This window comes from Halorubrum salipaludis (assembly GCF_002286985.1).
Taxonomy (GTDB): domain Archaea; phylum Halobacteriota; class Halobacteria; order Halobacteriales; family Haloferacaceae; genus Halorubrum; species Halorubrum salipaludis.
Genome location: NZ_NSKC01000002.1, coordinates 127,975 through 143,916, shown reverse-complemented (window position 1 = coordinate 143,916; position 15,942 = coordinate 127,975). Strand labels below are relative to the sequence as shown.

Genomic DNA, 15,942 nt, shown 5'->3' with positions numbered 1-15,942 from the left:
ATCCTGACTATCCCGGGGACCGGCAGCGGAACGCTCCCGCGAGGCTCAGCTGTACCGCTCCTCGTTCCACGGGTTCGCGGTGTCGCTGTACCCGCGCTTCTCCCAGTAGCCGAGCTCCTTCTCCGTGAGGAACTCGACGCCGGTGACCCATTTCGCCCCCTTGTACGCGTACTTGTGCGGCGTGACGACGCGGATCGGGCCGCCGTGGTCGGCGGGGAGGTCGTCCCCGTCGAACCCGTACGCGAACAGCACGCCCTCGCGGGTGCACTCCGCCAGCGAGAGGTTCGTCGTGTAGCCGTCGAGCGCGTGGAACATGACGTGGTCGGCGTCGTCGCGCACGCCCGCGCGGTCGACGATCTCGCCGAACTCGACGCCGGTGAACGCGCAGTCGAATTTGCTCCAGCCGGTGACGCAGTGGAAGTCCTGTCGCTGGGTCACTGCGGGGAGGTCGCGGAACTCGGCGAGCGAGTAGGCGAGCGGCTCCTCGACGGCGCCCCAGACCTCGAACTCGAACGTCTCGGGGTCCCACGAGGGCGTCCCGCTCTTCGAGAGCACCGGGAAGCGGTCGGTCTCGCGCTGTCCCGGCGGGAGCCGCTCGTCCCCGTACTGGCGGTAGAGGTCGGTGAGGTCCTCGATCGCGTCGGCGTTCGCGGCGTCGGCGTCGGATGCGCCGGCTTCGGTCATGACCGACCGTAGGTGCCGGCGTCACCTATGAATGTCGCTCTCGCGACGGCGGGCGACGAGGACAGTCGAGAGATCGCCCCGAATAAGTATTGGAAATAAATCACAAATTCCGATTTTGGAAAGGTAGATTCGAAAGGAGAAAATAGAGTTATGATAACGCCCGAAATCGGTTTCTAATAGCCGTAGCATCGACGCCACATTTATATACCCATTTCCATTACTCCCGGGCAGGAAATGCCACAAGTAGAGATAACCGTGCCGGAGCATCTGGAGATGCAGATCGCTCAGATGGTCGAGCAGGGGGAGTTCCTCAACCGCGAGGAGGCGGTCGAAGAGCTCCTGTCGACGGGGATAAAGGCGTTCAAGACGAGCGGTCCGCGAGACGACGAGGACTCCAGCGGGTTCGAAGACGAGGGCATGATGGGCCACGAGGACGAGTACGTCTTCTGAGAGCGCGATCCGCTCGGCTTCGCCTCGACCGGGTCCGAGCGCTTCGACCGGCACCGATTCTCTCCCCGTGTTCCGGCTCGCTTCGGGCGGGTCTCGGTTCCCTTCCCTCCCAGTTCCAGGTTCGACCCCGCGCCGTCCCCGGTTCGTCCCGGATCGGCGCGGGCCGCGAGTCGAAACGCTCCAGAACCGTGCGTATACCCCTCAACAACGCTTAAAGGGCGTACGGCCCGTATCAAGGGACATGCACAAAGACGAGCTCCTCGAACTCCACGAGCAGATGGTGACGATCATGGAGCACTTCCGCAGCCACGAGACCGTCGACGGTTCGCTTTTCGACCCGTACGACGAGCTCGACGTCGACCCCTCCCACGTCCACAAATCGAAGAGCGAGCACAAACACGCCGTGTTCGTGCTCGGCAACGCCCTCGCGAACGCGATGAGCGAAGACGAGTTCTCCCCCGCCGGTCGCGTCGGCAAGCGGATGGAGGAGCTCGCGGACGACGCCGAAAGCAAGATCTGAGCCGCCGCCCCGACGAAGCCGCCCCGCGAGGGGGCCGTCCCCGCGAGAACGCTTAAGCGCCCGGCCGCCCCCTCACCCACATGGTCGCGGAGGCGCTCTCGTCGGACACCGCCCACCTCGCCGCCGGCGGGCTCCTCGTCGCCGTCGCGCTCGCGGTCGTATATCGGACCGACAGGCCGAGCGGCGCGTGGACCCGAGCGCTGCGGTCCCGGTTCCTCCTCGGCATCCCGTGGGGGACGCTCGTCGCGGTCGCCGCGGTCGTCGCGGTGTACCTGTTCGTGCAGAGCGGGCTGGAGAACCCGGGCCGCCCCGTGGTGATCCCGTTCCGCTCGTGGTCGTACTTCTACCCGGAGGGGATGCTCTGGTCCGGGCTCGCCCACTCCGGCCGGGGACACATCACCGGGAACCTCCTGTCGACGCTCGTCGCCGGCGCGCTCGCCGAGTACGCCTACGGGCACTTCCCCGGCGGTCGCGAGGTCGACGACCGGGCCGGAACGCTGCGGTCCGCGCTGCCGTCGGTTCGCTCGTTGCCGCCGGTCGGGTCGCTGCCCGCCGTGCTCTCGTCCGTGTCGCTCCGGCGATTGCTCCCGTCTCGGGAGTCGGTCCGCGAGTCGCTCCCGACCCGACGGTCGATCCGGCGGTCGCTCGCGGTCGGATCGCTCGCCGCGAACCCCTTCGCCCGCGCGTTCGTCGTCGTTCCGGGGGCGATGCTGTCGTTCGGCGTCCTCTCGTCGCTGTTCGCGCTCGGCCCGGTGATCGGCTTCTCGGGGGTGGTGTTCGCGCTGTGGGGGTTCGCGCTCGTCTTCTACCCGATCACGACGATCGCCGCGCTCACGGGGGCGACGCTGGTGAACGTGACGTACGAGGCCCTCCGAAATCCGGTCGTCGTCTCCGAGGCGAGCGGGTCGTACGGGCCGCCGAGCTGGGCGAACATCGCGATACAGGGGCACGCGATTGGGCTGATCGGCGGGATCCTCGCCGCGGTGTGGCTCGTCCGACGGCGACGCCGGCGGGCGGAGGGTTCGCGGACCGCGGAGGGTGCGCGGTCAGCAGCGGGCACGCGGACCACGGAGGATTCGCGGACCGCGGGGCTCGACCCGCGGGCGAGGACGACCGCGCTGGTTGCGTTCGGCGCGGTAATGCTGTTCGGGGCGTCGCGGCGGCTCTGGGCCGTCTACTGGTACCTCGGGAACGAGCGGTACGAGATGTACCGCGCCGTCGGGGTCGGCTTGCTGGCGGTCCTCGCGGCGATCGTCGCGCTCGCGGTCGCCGGCCGCGACGAGCCGCTCCGTCCGGATCTGGCCGTGCCGGACCCGGAGACCGTCCGGGGGGCGATCCGGTCCGCGACGCCCGCGGCCGTCGGCCTGCTGCTGCTCGTCTCGGCGCTCGCGGTCGTGGCCGGACCGGGGATCGGCCCGAACCTCGTCGCCGTCGACGACGACGAGCTCCCGGGCGACCCGATCGAGGTCGAGGGGTATCAGGTGACGTACGCCGAGAACGTCGAGGACCGGGTGGTGAGCGTCGTCGACGTGGAGGCGTTCGGCCGGTCGACGAGCGTCAACACCTCCGGGGTGATCGTGGCGAACGCCGACCGGGAGATCTGGACCACGGCGGTCTCGAAGGGGAATCTCGCCTTCTGGGGGTACCGCGCGGTCGACGTGGGCGGGACGGGGTGGCGCGAGACCGTCTGGGTCCAGCGCACCGGCTGGGTGGCGGCGAACGGCGGGCCGACCTATCGGGTCGACGCAGTGCGAAACGAGACGCGCTCGACGCTGTTCACGAGCGAGCCGGCCCGGGCCGAACCGCGGATCGACGGACGGAACGTCACCGTGGCCGCCGTCGAGGGCGGGTTCGAGCTGCGCGTCGACGGTGAGGGCGAGACCGAGAGCGCCGCGCTCCCGGCGGCGAACGAGTCGGTGACCCTGCGGGGCGTCACGTTCGTCCGCGAGGACGACGCGGTGTTCGCGGAGCGCGGGGAGACCCGGGTGCGGATCGCGGCGCGGGAGGAGTACGAGGGCCGGCGATAGGTCGAGACCGCCCTGTCGACCTCCCGTTCGGCGGATGTGTACTTCGGAAACCGTTGGCGGCCGAAGACCACCTCTCGATCGACAGCGGGAATGGGTCTTGCAGATCGATAGCGGCGAGACAGTATTTAAACGGCTGTGAGCAACGGCGATGGGAACTTATAAAGAACCGCGCGGTGGCGTCGCCGGCGGCTTCGCCGCCGGCCGACGAGGCTGGGGAGGCGTGAGGCGCGGTTGCGGTGTGGGTGGGACTCAAAGGGGCAGTCGCTGCGGGCGGCGCAGGCGACACAAGCACCGCAACGAGGGAGGGGTAGCGACCGAGTGAGGCGCGTGGTTCGAAACGGCGGAGCCGTTTCGTCATCGCCAGAAATCGCAGATTTCTGGCTAGCAGTCAGAACGCTTTGCGTTCTGACGACATCACGAGACGCCGAAGGCGTCTCGAACGACAGCGAGCGTGAGCCGCCCGCAGCGACTGGGGCTTTGGAGGTCTTCACCGCAGACACATCGATCACTTATAAACATCCGCCAGCACCACCACAATCCGACTTATAAACAACACCTCCACCACCGTGCGAGACTCACTCCCGCTGTCGATCGAGGCGCCCACCTCGGCGACGACTGGTTCACACGTTCTGAACCCGGGGCGTCGACGGACTTAAAAAGGCGAACGCGGCGGCCGACTCAGTCCGCGACCGCGGCCACCATCCCCTGCTTGTAGTACCGCTGGAGCGTGACGAACAGGACGATGGGGACGATCATCGTCAGGACCGATCCGGCGGCGACGAGCCCCCAGTCGATCTGGAGGCGGCCCTTCATCAGCGGGAGCACCTGCGGCGCGAGCTGGTTCTCGCGCGAGCGCATGAACACGAGGGGGAAGAAGAAGGAGTTCCACACCCACGTGAACTGGATGACGGCCACGGAGACCAGCGCCGGCGCCGAGTACGGCAGCACGATCGACTTGAAGATCTGGTACCGGGACGCGCCGTCGATCCGCGCGGCCTCCTCGAGCTCCTCGGGGAGCCCGAGCAGGAAGTTCCGGAGGAACATGACGACCCACCCCATCCCCCACCCGATGTGGACCAGGATGAGCCCCATGTACGTGTCGAACAGCCCGGTCGTCCGCAGCGTGTTGTAGTTGCCCATCGCGACCAGCTCCGGCGGCGCCGCCATGACCACGATGAGCAGGAAGAACAGCGCGGTCTTCAGCGGGAAGTCGAACCGGGCGAACGGGTACGCGACCATCGTCCCGAGCAGCGTCACGGCGAGGACGGACGGGATCGTGACGATCGCGGTGTTCCACATCGCCTGCCGCATCGGGCCGGACTGGAACTCCCACGCGCGGGCGTAGTTCTCGAAGGTGATCGTCATCCCCTCGAAGCTCCACCAGCCCTGGATCACCTGATCGAGGGGGCGGACGGAGGCCATGAACAGCCCGATGAGCGGGACGAGCCACAGCAGCGCGACGCCGATGGCGACCGCGTAGCGCAGGGCACGCGGCCCGCTCGGGACCGCGGCGCGGACCCGCTCGACCGGGGACCGGTCCGCAGTCGGCGCGGTCTCCGGCGGCTCGTGGTAGACGCGTCCGCCGTCGGTGCTGAGATCGGTGTCGGCGTCGCTGTCGCGGTCGGTATCGGGCTCGGCGTCGGTCGAATCGTCTGAGTGATGTGTGTCGGTCATTGCTGATCAGTCCATTGACGCGATGTACCACGCCATCGGGAGCGCGATCACGAGCTCGATGAGCGCGACGACCATCGCCTTGCTGTACTCGATCGGCGTCGAGAACGCGGCCTGATACACCTCCAGGCCGAGCACCGAGAACACGCCCCCCGGACCGCCGGACGGGCCGCCGGCCGCGTAGACGATGGCGAAGATCCGGATCACCCAGATCATGCTCATGATCACGACGACCGCCGTCACGGGCTTGACGAGCGGCCAGATGATGTCCTTGAACCGCCGGAACCGGCCGGCGCCGTCGACCCGGGCCGACTCTAAGAGCGCCGGATCGATCCCGGCGAGCGCGGAGCTGTACAACAGCATGCTGAACCCGGTCTGGACCCAGACGCCGCCGGCGATCAGCGCGTAGATCGCGATCTGCGGCTCTTGGACCCAGTTGCGGACCTGGCCTTCGAGTCCGAGCGCCCGGAGCAGCTCGTTGAAGATGCCGGCCTGCGGGTCGTAGACGAACAGCAGCACGAGCCCGATCACGACGGTCGGCGTCGTGAAGGCCAGAAACACCATCGACCGGAGGACGCTCCGCCCGCGCAGGTCGGCGAAGAGCAGCGCGAGGCCGAGCCCGAGCAGGGTGCTCAGCGGGACGTGAACCAGCATCCAGATGAGGTTCTGCGGGAGCGCGCCCATCGGGTACTCCAGCGCCCGGAGGTTGCTCCAGTTGATGATCGCGTCGTCCTGGAAGGTCGCGACCCACGTCTCGAAGCCGGCGAACTGCCCGATGTCGAACCCGTTCCAGGTGAAGAAGCTCCCGACCGCCGAGTACACCATCGGCCCGACGGAGAAGATGGCGAACAGGGTGAGCCCGGGGAGCATGAACACGAGGATCGCGGTGAGCTTCTCCCCGTCCACGTCGCGGTCGAGCCTGTCCTCGAGGTACGATTCGACCGACATCGTCTCAGGCCACCAGCTCCCCGTTCTCGTCGTAGAGGTACGCGTCCTCCGGGTCGAACGTGAGGTGCACCGGGTCGCCCGGCCCCGCGTCGGTGTGGGAAACCTTGACGTTCACCACGGAGCCGCCGACCTCGACGTTGACCAGGACGTACTCCCCGAGCGGTTCGACCGTCTTGACCGTGCCCGGCACGGTCCAGTCCGTGTCCGGCGGCTCCGTCGAGAGCGCGATGTCCTCCGGGCGGACCCCGAGCGACACGGTCGGCGACGACGTCTCCGCGGTCGTCGGCAGGGAGTTCCCCCCGTCGAGCTGGACGGTGCCGTCATTGTTCGCCCCCTCGAAGAGGTTCATCGGCGGGGAGCCGATGAACTTCGCGACCCAGGTGGTCCGGGGCCGCCGGTACAGCTCCTGGGGCTCGGCGACTTGGCGGATCGTCCCGTCGTTCAACACGACGATCTTGTCGCCCATGCTCATCGCCTCCTCCTGGTTGTGCGTGACGTAGACGGTCGTGATCCCGAGCTCGTTCTGGATCCGCTTGAGCTCGGAGCGCATCTCTAAGCGGAGCTTGGCGTCGAGGTTGCTGAGCGGCTCGTCGAGCAGGAACACCGAGGGCTCTCGCACGATCGCCCGCGCCAGCGAGGTCCGCTGGCGCTGCCCGCCGGAGATCTCGCCGGGGTCGCTCGACAGCTGGTCCTCGATGTGCAACAGCTCGGCGACCTGCGCGACGCGCTCGTCGCGCTCCTCCGGCGGGACGCCCCTGACCTTCAGCGGGTATTCGATGTTCTCCCGGACGGTCATGTGGGGATACAGCGCGTAGTTCTGGAACACCATCGCGACGTTCCGGTCGGCCGGCGGCGTGCCGTCGACGCGGTCGTCGTCGAAGTAGATCTCCCCGTCGGACGGGTCCTCTAACCCGGCGATCATCCGGAGCGCGGTCGTCTTCCCGCAGCCGGACGGACCGAGGAACACGACGAACTCCCCGTCGTCTATCTCCATGTCCAGCTTGTAGTTCGCGACCGTGTCACCCCCGTCGAAGTACTTGCTCACGGACCGCATGCTAATGCGAGTCATCAACTACCCGCCGATACTCATTTACTGCACTTATAATTAATCATCGTCCATTGATGAAGAGACGGCCGACAACGGGTTCGGATCGCTCGGTTTCCGGTCGATTCAATAATTACTTATCAATCCTTTCACTACGTGTCGAGGATGAGTTCCGGTCTCTTCGACTACAGCAATTTCCCGCAGATCTCCGGCGAGCTCTTCCGCGCCGTACAGCGTCGAGACCTCTTCGACGACGACAAGCGGATCGTCGACGCCGAGCCCCGCGCGTCGCCGGACCTCGTGTTCGAGCGGTACCTGGCGCGCCGCGACGACCCCGACTTCGACCTGGCGTCGTTCGTCGACGACCAGTTCAAGCTGCCGGAGCCGGTCGGAGCGTCGCCGGACCTCGCGGCCTCGCGGTCGATGGCGGAACACGTCTCGTCGCTGTGGGGGGCGCTGACCCGGACGTTCGAGGACGCCGGCGGGGCGGGGTCGACGCTCGTCGGCCTCCCCAACCCCCACGTCGTCCCCGGCGGGCGCTTCCGGGAGATGTACTACTGGGACAGCTACTTCACGGCGGAGGGGCTGGCCGCGGCCGACCGGACCGACCTCGTTGCGGGGATGGCCGGGAACATCGCGTCGCTGATCGACCGGTTCGGGTTCGTCCCGCTCGGGAACCGGGCGTACTACGACAGCCGGTCGCAGGTCCCGCTGTTCTACCGCATGCTCCGGGTGTTAGAGCGGGAGGAGGGGTTCGACGCCGTCGAGCCTCACGTCGGCGCGCTCCGTACGGAGCACGGCTTCTGGATGGACGGGCGCGACCGCGTCGCCGACGCCGAGGGGGCCGCGGCCCACCGGCGGACCGTCGGGCTCCCGGCGGGCGCGGTCCTCAACCGCTACTGGGACGACCGCGCCCGCCCGCGTCCGGAGTCGCACCTCGAGGACCGGCGGGTCGCCGATCGGGTCCCGGTCGACGACCGACCGGCGCTGTTCCGGAACCTCCGGGCCGCCTGCGAGTCCGGGTGGGACTTCAGCTCGCGGTGGCTGGCGGGCGACGACCTCACCTCGATCCGGACGACGGAGCTGGTGCCGGTCGACCTCAACGCGGTGTTGTTCGGGATGGAGTCGGCGCTGGCCGAGTGGCTCCCCCGCGTCGGGTCGCCCGAGGCCGGCGAGCGGTACGCCGACCTGGCCGCGCGGCGCCGGACGGCGATAAACCGGTACTGCTGGGACCCGGACGCGGGGTTCTACGTCGACTACGCCTGGGTCGACGGGCGCCCCTCAGAGCGGCTCACCCTCGCCGGCGTCGTACCCCTGTTCACCGGGGCCGCGACGCCGGACCGCGCGGCGGCGGTCGCCGACCGGCTCCGCGACGACTTCCTGCGGCCCGGCGGGCTGGTGACGACCCTTGAGGACACGGGCGAACAGTGGGACGCGCCGAACGGCTGGGCGCCCCTCCAGTGGATGGCCGTCGCCGGGCTCCGGCGGTACGGCCACGACGCCCTGGCCGACGAGATCGCGGGCCGGTGGCTCGACCTCGTGCGAAGCTCCTTCGAGGAGACCGGGCGCATGGCGGAGAAGTACGACGTTCGCTCGGTCGGCGAGGCGGCCGATCCGGGCGAGTACGACCTCCAGTACGGCTTCGGCTGGACGAACGGCGTCGTCACGGCGCTGTCGGCCGGGCAGTAGTCGTCGCGAGCGCGCGCCCCCAGAGCCGTCCCGGGTCGGCCGGCATCGCCCCGCTCCGTTCTGCAACGCTTATGCACGCCGACCGACTTCGATCGGACATGAGCGACGACGACGCCGTCGACGTCGAGGTCGAGTCCCCCGACGACGCCGCGGCCGACGCGGCGAGCGCGAACGGCACGGCGGAGGCGACCGCCGGGGAAGGGAGCGACGCCGACGCCCCCGGCGACCGCGAGGCGCTGGCCGCCGCGGTCGCCGAGCACGACGAGGCGCTCGCCCGGGAGGTCGCCGCGCTGGAGGCGGACCTCGCCGAGACGCGCGAGGACCTCCTCGACGCCGAGGAGGAGGTAGAGGAGCTGACGAGCAAGCTCGCCCGCGTGAAGGCCGACTTCAGCAACTACAAGCAGCGCGCCAAGCGGAAGCAGGACGAGATCCGCGAGCGCGCCTCGGAGGCGCTCGTCGAGCGCATCACCCCGGTCCGCAACGACCTCCTGCGCGCGCTCGACCAGGAGGAGGGGAGCGACCTCCGCCCCGGCGTCGAGTCGACGCTGGAGAAGTTCGACGAGGTGCTCGCCGACGAGGGCGTCGAACCCATCGACCCCGACCCCGGAGAGGCGGTCGACCCCGCCCGCCATCAGGTGATGTTGCGGGTCGAGAGCGACCAGCCGGAGGGGACCGTCCACGAGGTGTACGAGCCCGGCTACGAGATGGGCGACCGCGTGGTCAGCGAGGCGAAGGTCACCGTCAGCGCCGACGAGGAGTAGTCGCGGCGGTCTGCGGAGCTATTTCTGAGCGTTCTCGGTCGCGCGCCCGTACGCGGCCGCCAGCTCGTCGATCCCCGCGTCCGGCTCCGCGGCGTGGGGGACCGACAGCGGCGAGACCGAGACCTCCCCGTCGATGACGGCCCGGCGGTCGGTGCCGACCGGGTCGGGCACGTCGCCCGCGTTCATCTTCCCCCAGATCGGGTCGGAGAAGGTGACGCGGCCGTTCCCGTCGTGGGCCGCCTCCATCCCGTACCACGGCGAGGGCGCGGTGACGCGCATCGGCGCGGGGGGGTCGGACCCGTCGTCCGCGCCCGCGATTGGGGCGTTGACGTTGAGGTAGTCCACGCGGTCGAACGCCCCGGTCGCGGTCGCCTCGGCGACGAGGTAGCGGGTCGCGGTGGTCGCGTGCTCGAACTCCGCCGGCTCCAGCTCCCGCTTCCACCAGTCGTCGCCGCCCGGGACGTACATCGAGGTCGCCACCGCGGGCACGCCGAAGAAGGCGGCCTCGACCGCGGCGGAGACGGTCCCCGACCGCCCGAGGGTGTACGCCCCGAGGTTCGCCCCCTCGTTACAGCCCGCGACCACGAGGTCCGCGTCCGGGACCAGCGCGTCGAGCCCCGCGACGACGCAGTCGACCGGGGTGCCGTCGACGGCGTAGCCGAGCTCGTGGTCCGCGATGTCGACCCCGTCGGAGAGGGTGCGCCCGGTAGACGATTGATCCTCGGTCGGCGCGACCGCCACCACGTCGTAGTCGGCCGCGAGCGCGTCGTAGAGCGCTCTGAGGCCGACGGCGTCGATCCCGTCGTCGTTCGTCAACAGGACGCGTTCGACGCTCATACCGTTACTTCGGGCGGTTCGGGCAAAAGTCCACCGTCGGAGGCGAGGCCGGAGCGTGGCCACGGACTCGTCGGAGGCGAGGCCGGAGCGGTGTGCCGCCGCGGCGAACGGAAAGGCCCACGTACCTCGGATTCGATCGACCGGTATGGGATTCGGGGACACGGCGAAGAAGATCCAGACGCTCGCCGACAAGGCGGAGCGCACGTACCAGAAGATCAACGAGCTCCGCGAGGAGGTCGAGACGACGCAGTCGACAGTGCTCGACACCTCCGAACGAGTTCAGCGGCTCGAAAACGAGATGGCAGAACAGCGGGCCGTCCTCGACGCGGTCGCCGAGGAGGTCGGCGTCGATCTGGAGAGCGTGAGCACCGAGGCGCACATCACCGACGCCGAGGAGGCGGCTGCGGCCGACGACGCGGGCGACGCGGAATCCGACGACGACGCGACCGCCGCCGACGAGTCCGGCGACGAAACGTAACTCCGAGACGACCGACCTCGACGAACTCGAACTGACGGTGTGACGGGCCGAGTCCGGTTCCGGTAGGTCACAGCGAACCGAGGTGGAAGCTCACAGCGATGAGCGATAGCGGGAGTGTTGCAGATCGGTGGTGGATACACAGGATGTAAACACCCGTGAGCGGCGCCGCCGACCGCTTATAAGAACAATGCAGCCGGCGCGTGCCTCCGAGGCCGCTTCGCGGCCGAGGAGCACGCGCGAGGGACGCCGCGAGCGCTTTTAAGCGCGAGCGGCGAGGCTGGGGAGGCGTGAGGTGCTGTGCGGTTGCGGGTGGGTGGGACTCAAAGGGGCAGCCGTGAAGCGGGCGCAGGCAACGCAAGCACCGCAGGGAGCGAACGAAGTGAGCGACCGAAGAGCGCAGCGAGCGTGCGCCCGCTTCACGGCTGGGGCTTTGGAGGTCTCGTCCGCGTCGCTCAGCGGTTTATAAGCGATCGCGTCGTCGTACAGCCTCGCGGCTGAGTCCTTGGAGGTCTTCACCGCCCATGCACGGGCACCTCGATCACTCATAAACAACCGACAGCGACACCCCGATCCGGTTTATAAACAACCACATCGCCGTCTCGACGGACACGCTCCCGCTATCGATCAGATCAGTCGGTACCGATCGGCCGTGTCGGACTGACCCGCCACTAGAAGACGGGTTTCGCACACGACCGCGCCCTCCAGTCGCTGTGACGCCGGCGGACCCTCAGGCGTCGAAGGCACCGAAGGTGCCGGCGGTGAGGTAGCGCTCGCCGCTGTCCCAGAACACGGTGACGACGAGGGGCTCGTCGCCGGCGAAGTCGCCCGACTCGCGGAGTTCCTCGGCGACATTTTTGGCCGCGAGGTTGGACGCGCCGGAGGACTGCCCGACGAGCAGCCCCTCCTCGCGCGCGAGCCGGCGGCACTCGGCCTCGGCGCTGTCGATGTCGACCGTGTGCACCTCGTCGATCAGGCTCGTGTCGAGGTTCGGCGCGACGAACCCCGGACCCATCCCCTGAAACCGGTCGTTTCCGGGCTCGCCGCCCGAGAGCACGGCGTTGTCGCTCGGCTCGACCGCGTCGATCCGCACGTCGGGGAACGCCTCGCGAAGCCGCCGCCCGATCCCGGTGATGGTCCCGCCCGTGCCGACCCCCGCGACGAGGGCGTCGACGGTGCGGTCGCCGACCTGATCGAGGACCTCCGGGCCGGTCGTCTCGTAGTGGGCCCGGGGGTTCGCGGGGTTCTCGAACTGGCGGAGCTGGACCATGCCCGCGTCGCGTTCGAGCTCGTCGGCGCGCGCCTTGGCGTCGGAGATGTCGCCGTCGACGAGCTCCACGTCGGCGCCGTACGCGCGCATGAGCCGCCGGCGCTCGATCGACTTGCCCTCCGGCATCACGAGCGTCACGTCGTACCCCTTCACCGCGCCGACCATCGCCAGCCCGATACCCGTGTTGCCGGAGGTGGGCTCGACGATCCCGTCGCCGGGCGTCAGCTCGCCCGACTCTTCGGCCGCCTCGATCATGTACAGCGCCGGGCGGTCCTTCGCGGAGCCGCCGGGATTGCGCGACTCGACCTTCGCCGCCACCGTCGTCTCCGGCGGTGAGTCGACCCGCACGAGCGGCGAGCCGAGCGTGTCCAACGCGTCGTCGTCCATGTGCAACCCGAGGAGGGCGCCGCCCAAAGGCCCGGCGGACACCGGCAAAACGCGTCCGAAGGACCCCACCGACCCGTTGCCACCGACGCGGCGTTTACAAGCGTCGCCGGCGTACGACCGGGTATGACGCTCGAAACGCTCGATCCCGACTTCGAGGGCGCCCCGAACGCCCCCGACGCCGACGACTTCGACCAGACCGTCCTCGACGCGCTCGCGGCCGACGACTACCGGTTCAAGGTGTGGGGCGGCGACTGGTGTGGCGACTGTCAGCGACAGCTCCCGACCTTCGGCGCGGCGCTCGCCGCGGCCGGCGTCCCCGACGACCGCATCGAACACTTCCCGGTGACGAAGGGCCCAACCGGCAAAGAGGGCGAGGGCGTCGACGAGTACGGGATCGAGCTGATCCCCACGGTCGTCGTCGAGACCCCCGACGGCGAGGAGGTCGCCCGGTTCGTCGAGGAGGAAGACGTGTCGATCGCGGAGTACCTCGCGCGGGAGCTGGCGGGCGTGGACGTTCGCACCTGAAACGAGTGCGAAGCCGACACTGACGAGGTCGACGCCGATCACCGATCTGACTACAATATAAAACTAGCTTCTCAGCGGATCGTAAAAACAAAAAGTGTATTTCGACAGACAAAAAAGTTGTTTATAATTACTCTGAGTAGGATATAATAACTATCCGAAAATTATGGCAGAACATGATAGCGACCTTCCCGTGGATCCAGAAAATGACAAGAAGATACGAAATGTGATCCGGTCTGCCGTAATTAGGATATTGTATGATGTGTTTGGGGGGGCTGCTATTGTAATTATATTCACCTTCTCATTGTTTATATTCTCATTTATTACAGTGGTTTTAGCTCAATTTGATCTGATTGAACTTGTCAACCTAGACATCCTGAATCCCACATTTATCAAATGGTCAGTGGGAATCTTATTCTTGTTTCTGGCGTGGGTAACAGCAACAGAATATATAGAACAATTTGACAATCTGATCGAAAGTATTGGTGATATGATCTGGGGCGCAACTACAGATGTGGACGCGTTTTCTGAGCCGTATGATGAAAGAGGATCTTATCAAGAATACAAAGACGAGTATTTGAGCTACTTTTCACAATTGGCACCAGTGGGATTTGTCTTGTTGCTTGCGCCTTTGCCATTTACATTGGGATACTACGGTAGAGTGAATTTGCAGCTTCTAGCTGGTAGTTATCTAATTACAGCGATTTTTCTCCAAGGCCGATCAAATACTTTTCATCATTCGCCTTCTAATATAAATAATAGCATCCAATCAGATGTTCGACAACGAGCTACTACACATTACGAATTTGTTTTCTTCCTTCTAGCCGGGATTGTACAGACTGCAGCGTCTCTTGGGGCAAACACTGAACAACTTGCTGGATTTATACTTTTGATCTTTTCGGCGCTAGGGTCAATAGCTATCACTATTATCTTCGTAATCCGTCTGCCACAACTGGATCTTTAGTAGTGACTAGAATACTAACTTCCGTCCTTAGCTCTTGTCAGCGCTGTGTACTCACTTTTGTGGCTGTCGTAGATAACACGATCCCAGTCAATAATCCCACTCCATGAGCGACGATATTCACGAACGTCCCGCCTTCCACCAGAGTCCCCGGAAACATTTGGAGCACCAGAATCGCTAACACACTCAGCACAAGCGTCCCAGAAATGGCGCGAAGTGCGAGCGTCCGCGGTGATGCTTCGATGACCGGAATTTCCCACCCACGCTCGTAGAGGACCCCAATCACCTGCATGACAATCCCGAACGTGACGAGCCCGGCAACGAGTGGCCGTACCATTCCGGCATACACCACGTCGATCAGCTGCAACAGCAGCAGGACGAGCGCGACACCGACGATCTGCGCGAGTTCCGAGTTGTAGGTATCGCGAACGGCGACCACGAACGCGACCAACAGGAACCCACCAAACCCGCCGACGACACCAGAGAAGCCGCGAGAAAGTCCCTCGATCTCGGGGAGGTAGGTACCGAAGAGCAGCAGATCGACCCCGTTGACCACGATCGGCGTCACGATCAGCAGGCCGACCGTCGTCCGCCTGAACCATCGGCGTCGACGAGTGTGGAGACAGAGCCAATATGCGTAGCTCACCGCGAGGAGATATCCGACGACGTTACTCTGGAGGTGGTCAACGCCCGCATGGACGTACGCCGCCGTAAACACCGTGTACCACTGTGGATCGGTTGGTCTGAGTGCGAGTTGCTGTTGGAGGCTGGTTGGTGTGAAGAAAAGAATTGATGTAAGCAGGATCGGGACTGATAGAATGAGAGCGAGATCTGAGCTCCATTCTTGATGATGCGGAGAGGTTGTCTCTACCATGTTACTCTACGTTTTGTATTGAGCTATATGCGACTGGGAGCCCCGACTTTATTCATATATTTACCGTACCTCAAACCTTCTCGACCTGTAGTTCGTTCACAAATTCAAAGTAACCGCTTGGGTCTCCGTCGATATACATCCCAGACGAGGTTACATCACCGATAAACATACTGTTGACTGGGTCGGCAATATACCACTCTTCACCGAAGTATTTCGTCTTACCCGTTGGTACAGCAGGGGTATGAATAGACATATAGAATTGCCTCAATTGGCGTTCAAATTCCGCTTGAGAATTAAGCGGATTCTCAACTAGTACAAGCAGGTGTCCGTTAGAATCGTTCGCATCCAGAATAGCGACTAACAAGCATCTGTATCCCGCATGTTTGTACGCTGATGCCAACTGAACACTTTGGTCTTCACAATCTCCAGAAAAAACATATGGCTCGTTATACATTGAATCCATATCAACAGGACCACGGCCCGTTTTTGAATACAGAATATTATTCGTCATATGTAAGTGCAAAACGGCGATCTCGATGACGGACCGATTGATTGACTGGTACTGCGTATCAAGCATGTCTAAAGTTTCTACCACGCCATCCCAGATGGGTTTCCAGAAGTCGGTGTCAATGTGTTCTGCATAATCAGGAATTGACATTTACCAACAAGAACAGTTGTATATCCAATAAATGCCACGGACGACAGTCCGAGAACATATTTTAGAGCTCCGAAACCGCGGAGTGATAGAATATTATGACGAAGGAGAGCGATTTATCGACTCATATTCTCGTTGTTGATTAACTGCTTCACGTCGCAGTCTA

General features: G+C 65.3%; 16 protein-coding genes. 8 read left to right on the top strand and 8 right to left on the bottom strand.

Going from position 1 to position 15,942, the window contains the following annotated elements; translation table 11 throughout:
- Window positions 1-45: 45 nt before the first annotated feature.
- Complete coding sequence (locus CK500_RS03425) at window positions 46-684, bottom strand: sulfite oxidase-like oxidoreductase (RefSeq protein WP_095635850.1); 639 nt, start codon at window positions 682-684, stop codon at window positions 46-48.
- Between the two features lie 234 nt (window positions 685-918).
- Here CK500_RS03425 and CK500_RS03420 point away from each other — a divergent pair, with 234 nt between their 5' ends.
- From CK500_RS03420 to CK500_RS03410, 3 genes are all read left to right on the top strand, one after another.
- Window positions 919-1,134: a DUF7120 family protein gene (locus CK500_RS03420; RefSeq protein ID WP_004045951.1), complete on the top strand. Its 216-nt coding sequence runs from the start codon at window positions 919-921 to the stop codon at window positions 1,132-1,134.
- A gap of 241 nt (window positions 1,135-1,375) precedes the next feature.
- Entirely contained in the window at window positions 1,376-1,654 is a 279-nt protein-coding gene (locus CK500_RS03415) for a UPF0058 family protein (protein WP_008849824.1), read from the top strand.
- Between the two features lie 80 nt (window positions 1,655-1,734).
- Window positions 1,735-3,681: a rhomboid family intramembrane serine protease gene (locus CK500_RS03410; RefSeq protein WP_095635849.1), complete on the top strand. Its 1,947-nt coding sequence runs from the start codon at window positions 1,735-1,737 to the stop codon at window positions 3,679-3,681.
- A 678-nt stretch (window positions 3,682-4,359) separates the two neighbouring features.
- Here the strand turns inward: CK500_RS03410 and CK500_RS03405 are convergent.
- The 3 genes from CK500_RS03405 to CK500_RS03395 are packed head-to-tail and all read right to left on the bottom strand — an operon-like array spanning window position 4,360 to window position 7,354.
- Window positions 4,360-5,355, bottom strand: coding sequence for a carbohydrate ABC transporter permease (locus CK500_RS03405; RefSeq protein WP_095635848.1), 996 nt, complete (start codon window positions 5,353-5,355; stop codon window positions 4,360-4,362).
- Window positions 5,356-5,361: 6 nt separating this feature from the next.
- Entirely contained in the window at window positions 5,362-6,300 is a 939-nt protein-coding gene (locus tag CK500_RS03400) for a carbohydrate ABC transporter permease (RefSeq protein WP_095635847.1), read from the bottom strand.
- A 4-nt stretch (window positions 6,301-6,304) separates the two neighbouring features.
- Window positions 6,305-7,354, bottom strand: coding sequence for an ABC transporter ATP-binding protein (locus CK500_RS03395; protein ID WP_095635846.1), 1,050 nt, complete (start codon window positions 7,352-7,354; stop codon window positions 6,305-6,307).
- A 156-nt stretch (window positions 7,355-7,510) separates the two neighbouring features.
- Here CK500_RS03395 and CK500_RS03390 point away from each other — a divergent pair, with 156 nt between their 5' ends.
- Both CK500_RS03390 and CK500_RS03385 read left to right on the top strand, forming a co-directional pair.
- A complete protein-coding gene (locus CK500_RS03390) occupies window positions 7,511-9,034 on the top strand; it encodes a trehalase family glycosidase (RefSeq protein WP_095635845.1) in 1,524 nt (507 codons plus the stop codon).
- Between the two features lie 98 nt (window positions 9,035-9,132).
- Window positions 9,133-9,795: a nucleotide exchange factor GrpE gene (locus CK500_RS03385; RefSeq protein ID WP_095635844.1), complete on the top strand. Its 663-nt coding sequence runs from the start codon at window positions 9,133-9,135 to the stop codon at window positions 9,793-9,795.
- An 18-nt stretch (window positions 9,796-9,813) separates the two neighbouring features.
- On the opposite strand, the gene surE is transcribed toward CK500_RS03385, so the two are convergent.
- Window positions 9,814-10,632, bottom strand: a complete 819-nt coding sequence (gene surE / locus CK500_RS03380; protein WP_095635843.1) for a 5'/3'-nucleotidase SurE — start codon at window positions 10,630-10,632, stop codon at window positions 9,814-9,816.
- Between the two features lie 145 nt (window positions 10,633-10,777).
- Between surE and CK500_RS03375 the strand changes: the two genes are divergently transcribed.
- Entirely contained in the window at window positions 10,778-11,110 is a 333-nt protein-coding gene (locus CK500_RS03375) for a DUF5798 family protein (protein WP_095635842.1), read from the top strand.
- A 727-nt stretch (window positions 11,111-11,837) separates the two neighbouring features.
- Here CK500_RS03375 and CK500_RS03370 read toward each other — a convergent pair.
- Entirely contained in the window at window positions 11,838-12,764 is a 927-nt protein-coding gene (locus tag CK500_RS03370) for a PLP-dependent cysteine synthase family protein (RefSeq protein WP_095635841.1), read from the bottom strand.
- Between the two features lie 123 nt (window positions 12,765-12,887).
- Here CK500_RS03370 and CK500_RS03365 point away from each other — a divergent pair, with 123 nt between their 5' ends.
- Both CK500_RS03365 and CK500_RS16770 read left to right on the top strand, forming a co-directional pair.
- Window positions 12,888-13,289: a TlpA family protein disulfide reductase gene (locus CK500_RS03365; protein WP_095635840.1), complete on the top strand. Its 402-nt coding sequence runs from the start codon at window positions 12,888-12,890 to the stop codon at window positions 13,287-13,289.
- Window positions 13,290-13,479: 190 nt separating this feature from the next.
- Complete coding sequence (locus CK500_RS16770) at window positions 13,480-14,250, top strand: hypothetical protein (RefSeq protein ID WP_144049514.1); 771 nt, start codon at window positions 13,480-13,482, stop codon at window positions 14,248-14,250.
- Between the two features lie 37 nt (window positions 14,251-14,287).
- Here the strand turns inward: CK500_RS16770 and CK500_RS03360 are convergent, their stop codons facing one another.
- Both CK500_RS03360 and CK500_RS16765 read right to left on the bottom strand, forming a co-directional pair.
- Window positions 14,288-15,121, bottom strand: coding sequence for a hypothetical protein (locus CK500_RS03360; RefSeq protein WP_095635839.1), 834 nt, complete (start codon window positions 15,119-15,121; stop codon window positions 14,288-14,290).
- 70 nt (window positions 15,122-15,191) lie between these two features.
- Window positions 15,192-15,779: a hypothetical protein gene (locus CK500_RS16765; protein ID WP_144049513.1), complete on the bottom strand. Its 588-nt coding sequence runs from the start codon at window positions 15,777-15,779 to the stop codon at window positions 15,192-15,194.
- Between the last annotated feature and the right edge of the window lie 163 nt (window positions 15,780-15,942).

Bases quoted from the DNA above. Each gene is read 5' to 3' on its own strand.
- CK500_RS03400 (WP_095635847.1), bottom strand. From the start codon at position 6,300: ATGTCGGTCGAATCGTACCTCGAGGACAGGCTCGACCGCGACGTGGAC.
- surE (WP_095635843.1), bottom strand. From the start codon at position 10,632: ATGAGCGTCGAACGCGTCCTGTTGACGAACGACGACGGGATCGACGCC.
- CK500_RS03360 (WP_095635839.1), bottom strand. From the start codon at position 15,121: ATGGTAGAGACAACCTCTCCGCATCATCAAGAATGGAGCTCAGATCTC.
- CK500_RS03365 (WP_095635840.1), top strand. From the start codon at position 12,888: ATGACGCTCGAAACGCTCGATCCCGACTTCGAGGGCGCCCCGAACGCC.
- CK500_RS03370 (WP_095635841.1), bottom strand. From the start codon at position 12,764: ATGGACGACGACGCGTTGGACACGCTCGGCTCGCCGCTCGTGCGGGTC.
- CK500_RS03410 (WP_095635849.1), top strand. From the start codon at position 1,735: ATGGTCGCGGAGGCGCTCTCGTCGGACACCGCCCACCTCGCCGCCGGC.
- CK500_RS16765 (WP_144049513.1), bottom strand. From the start codon at position 15,779: ATGTCAATTCCTGATTATGCAGAACACATTGACACCGACTTCTGGAAA.
- CK500_RS03375 (WP_095635842.1), top strand. From the start codon at position 10,778: ATGGGATTCGGGGACACGGCGAAGAAGATCCAGACGCTCGCCGACAAG.
- CK500_RS03420 (WP_004045951.1), top strand. From the start codon at position 919: ATGCCACAAGTAGAGATAACCGTGCCGGAGCATCTGGAGATGCAGATC.
- CK500_RS03415 (WP_008849824.1), top strand. From the start codon at position 1,376: ATGCACAAAGACGAGCTCCTCGAACTCCACGAGCAGATGGTGACGATC.
- CK500_RS03395 (WP_095635846.1), bottom strand. From the start codon at position 7,354: ATGCGGTCCGTGAGCAAGTACTTCGACGGGGGTGACACGGTCGCGAAC.
- CK500_RS03390 (WP_095635845.1), top strand. From the start codon at position 7,511: ATGAGTTCCGGTCTCTTCGACTACAGCAATTTCCCGCAGATCTCCGGC.
- CK500_RS03385 (WP_095635844.1), top strand. From the start codon at position 9,133: ATGAGCGACGACGACGCCGTCGACGTCGAGGTCGAGTCCCCCGACGAC.
- CK500_RS03425 (WP_095635850.1), bottom strand. From the start codon at position 684: ATGACCGAAGCCGGCGCATCCGACGCCGACGCCGCGAACGCCGACGCG.
- CK500_RS03405 (WP_095635848.1), bottom strand. From the start codon at position 5,355: ATGACCGACACACATCACTCAGACGATTCGACCGACGCCGAGCCCGAT.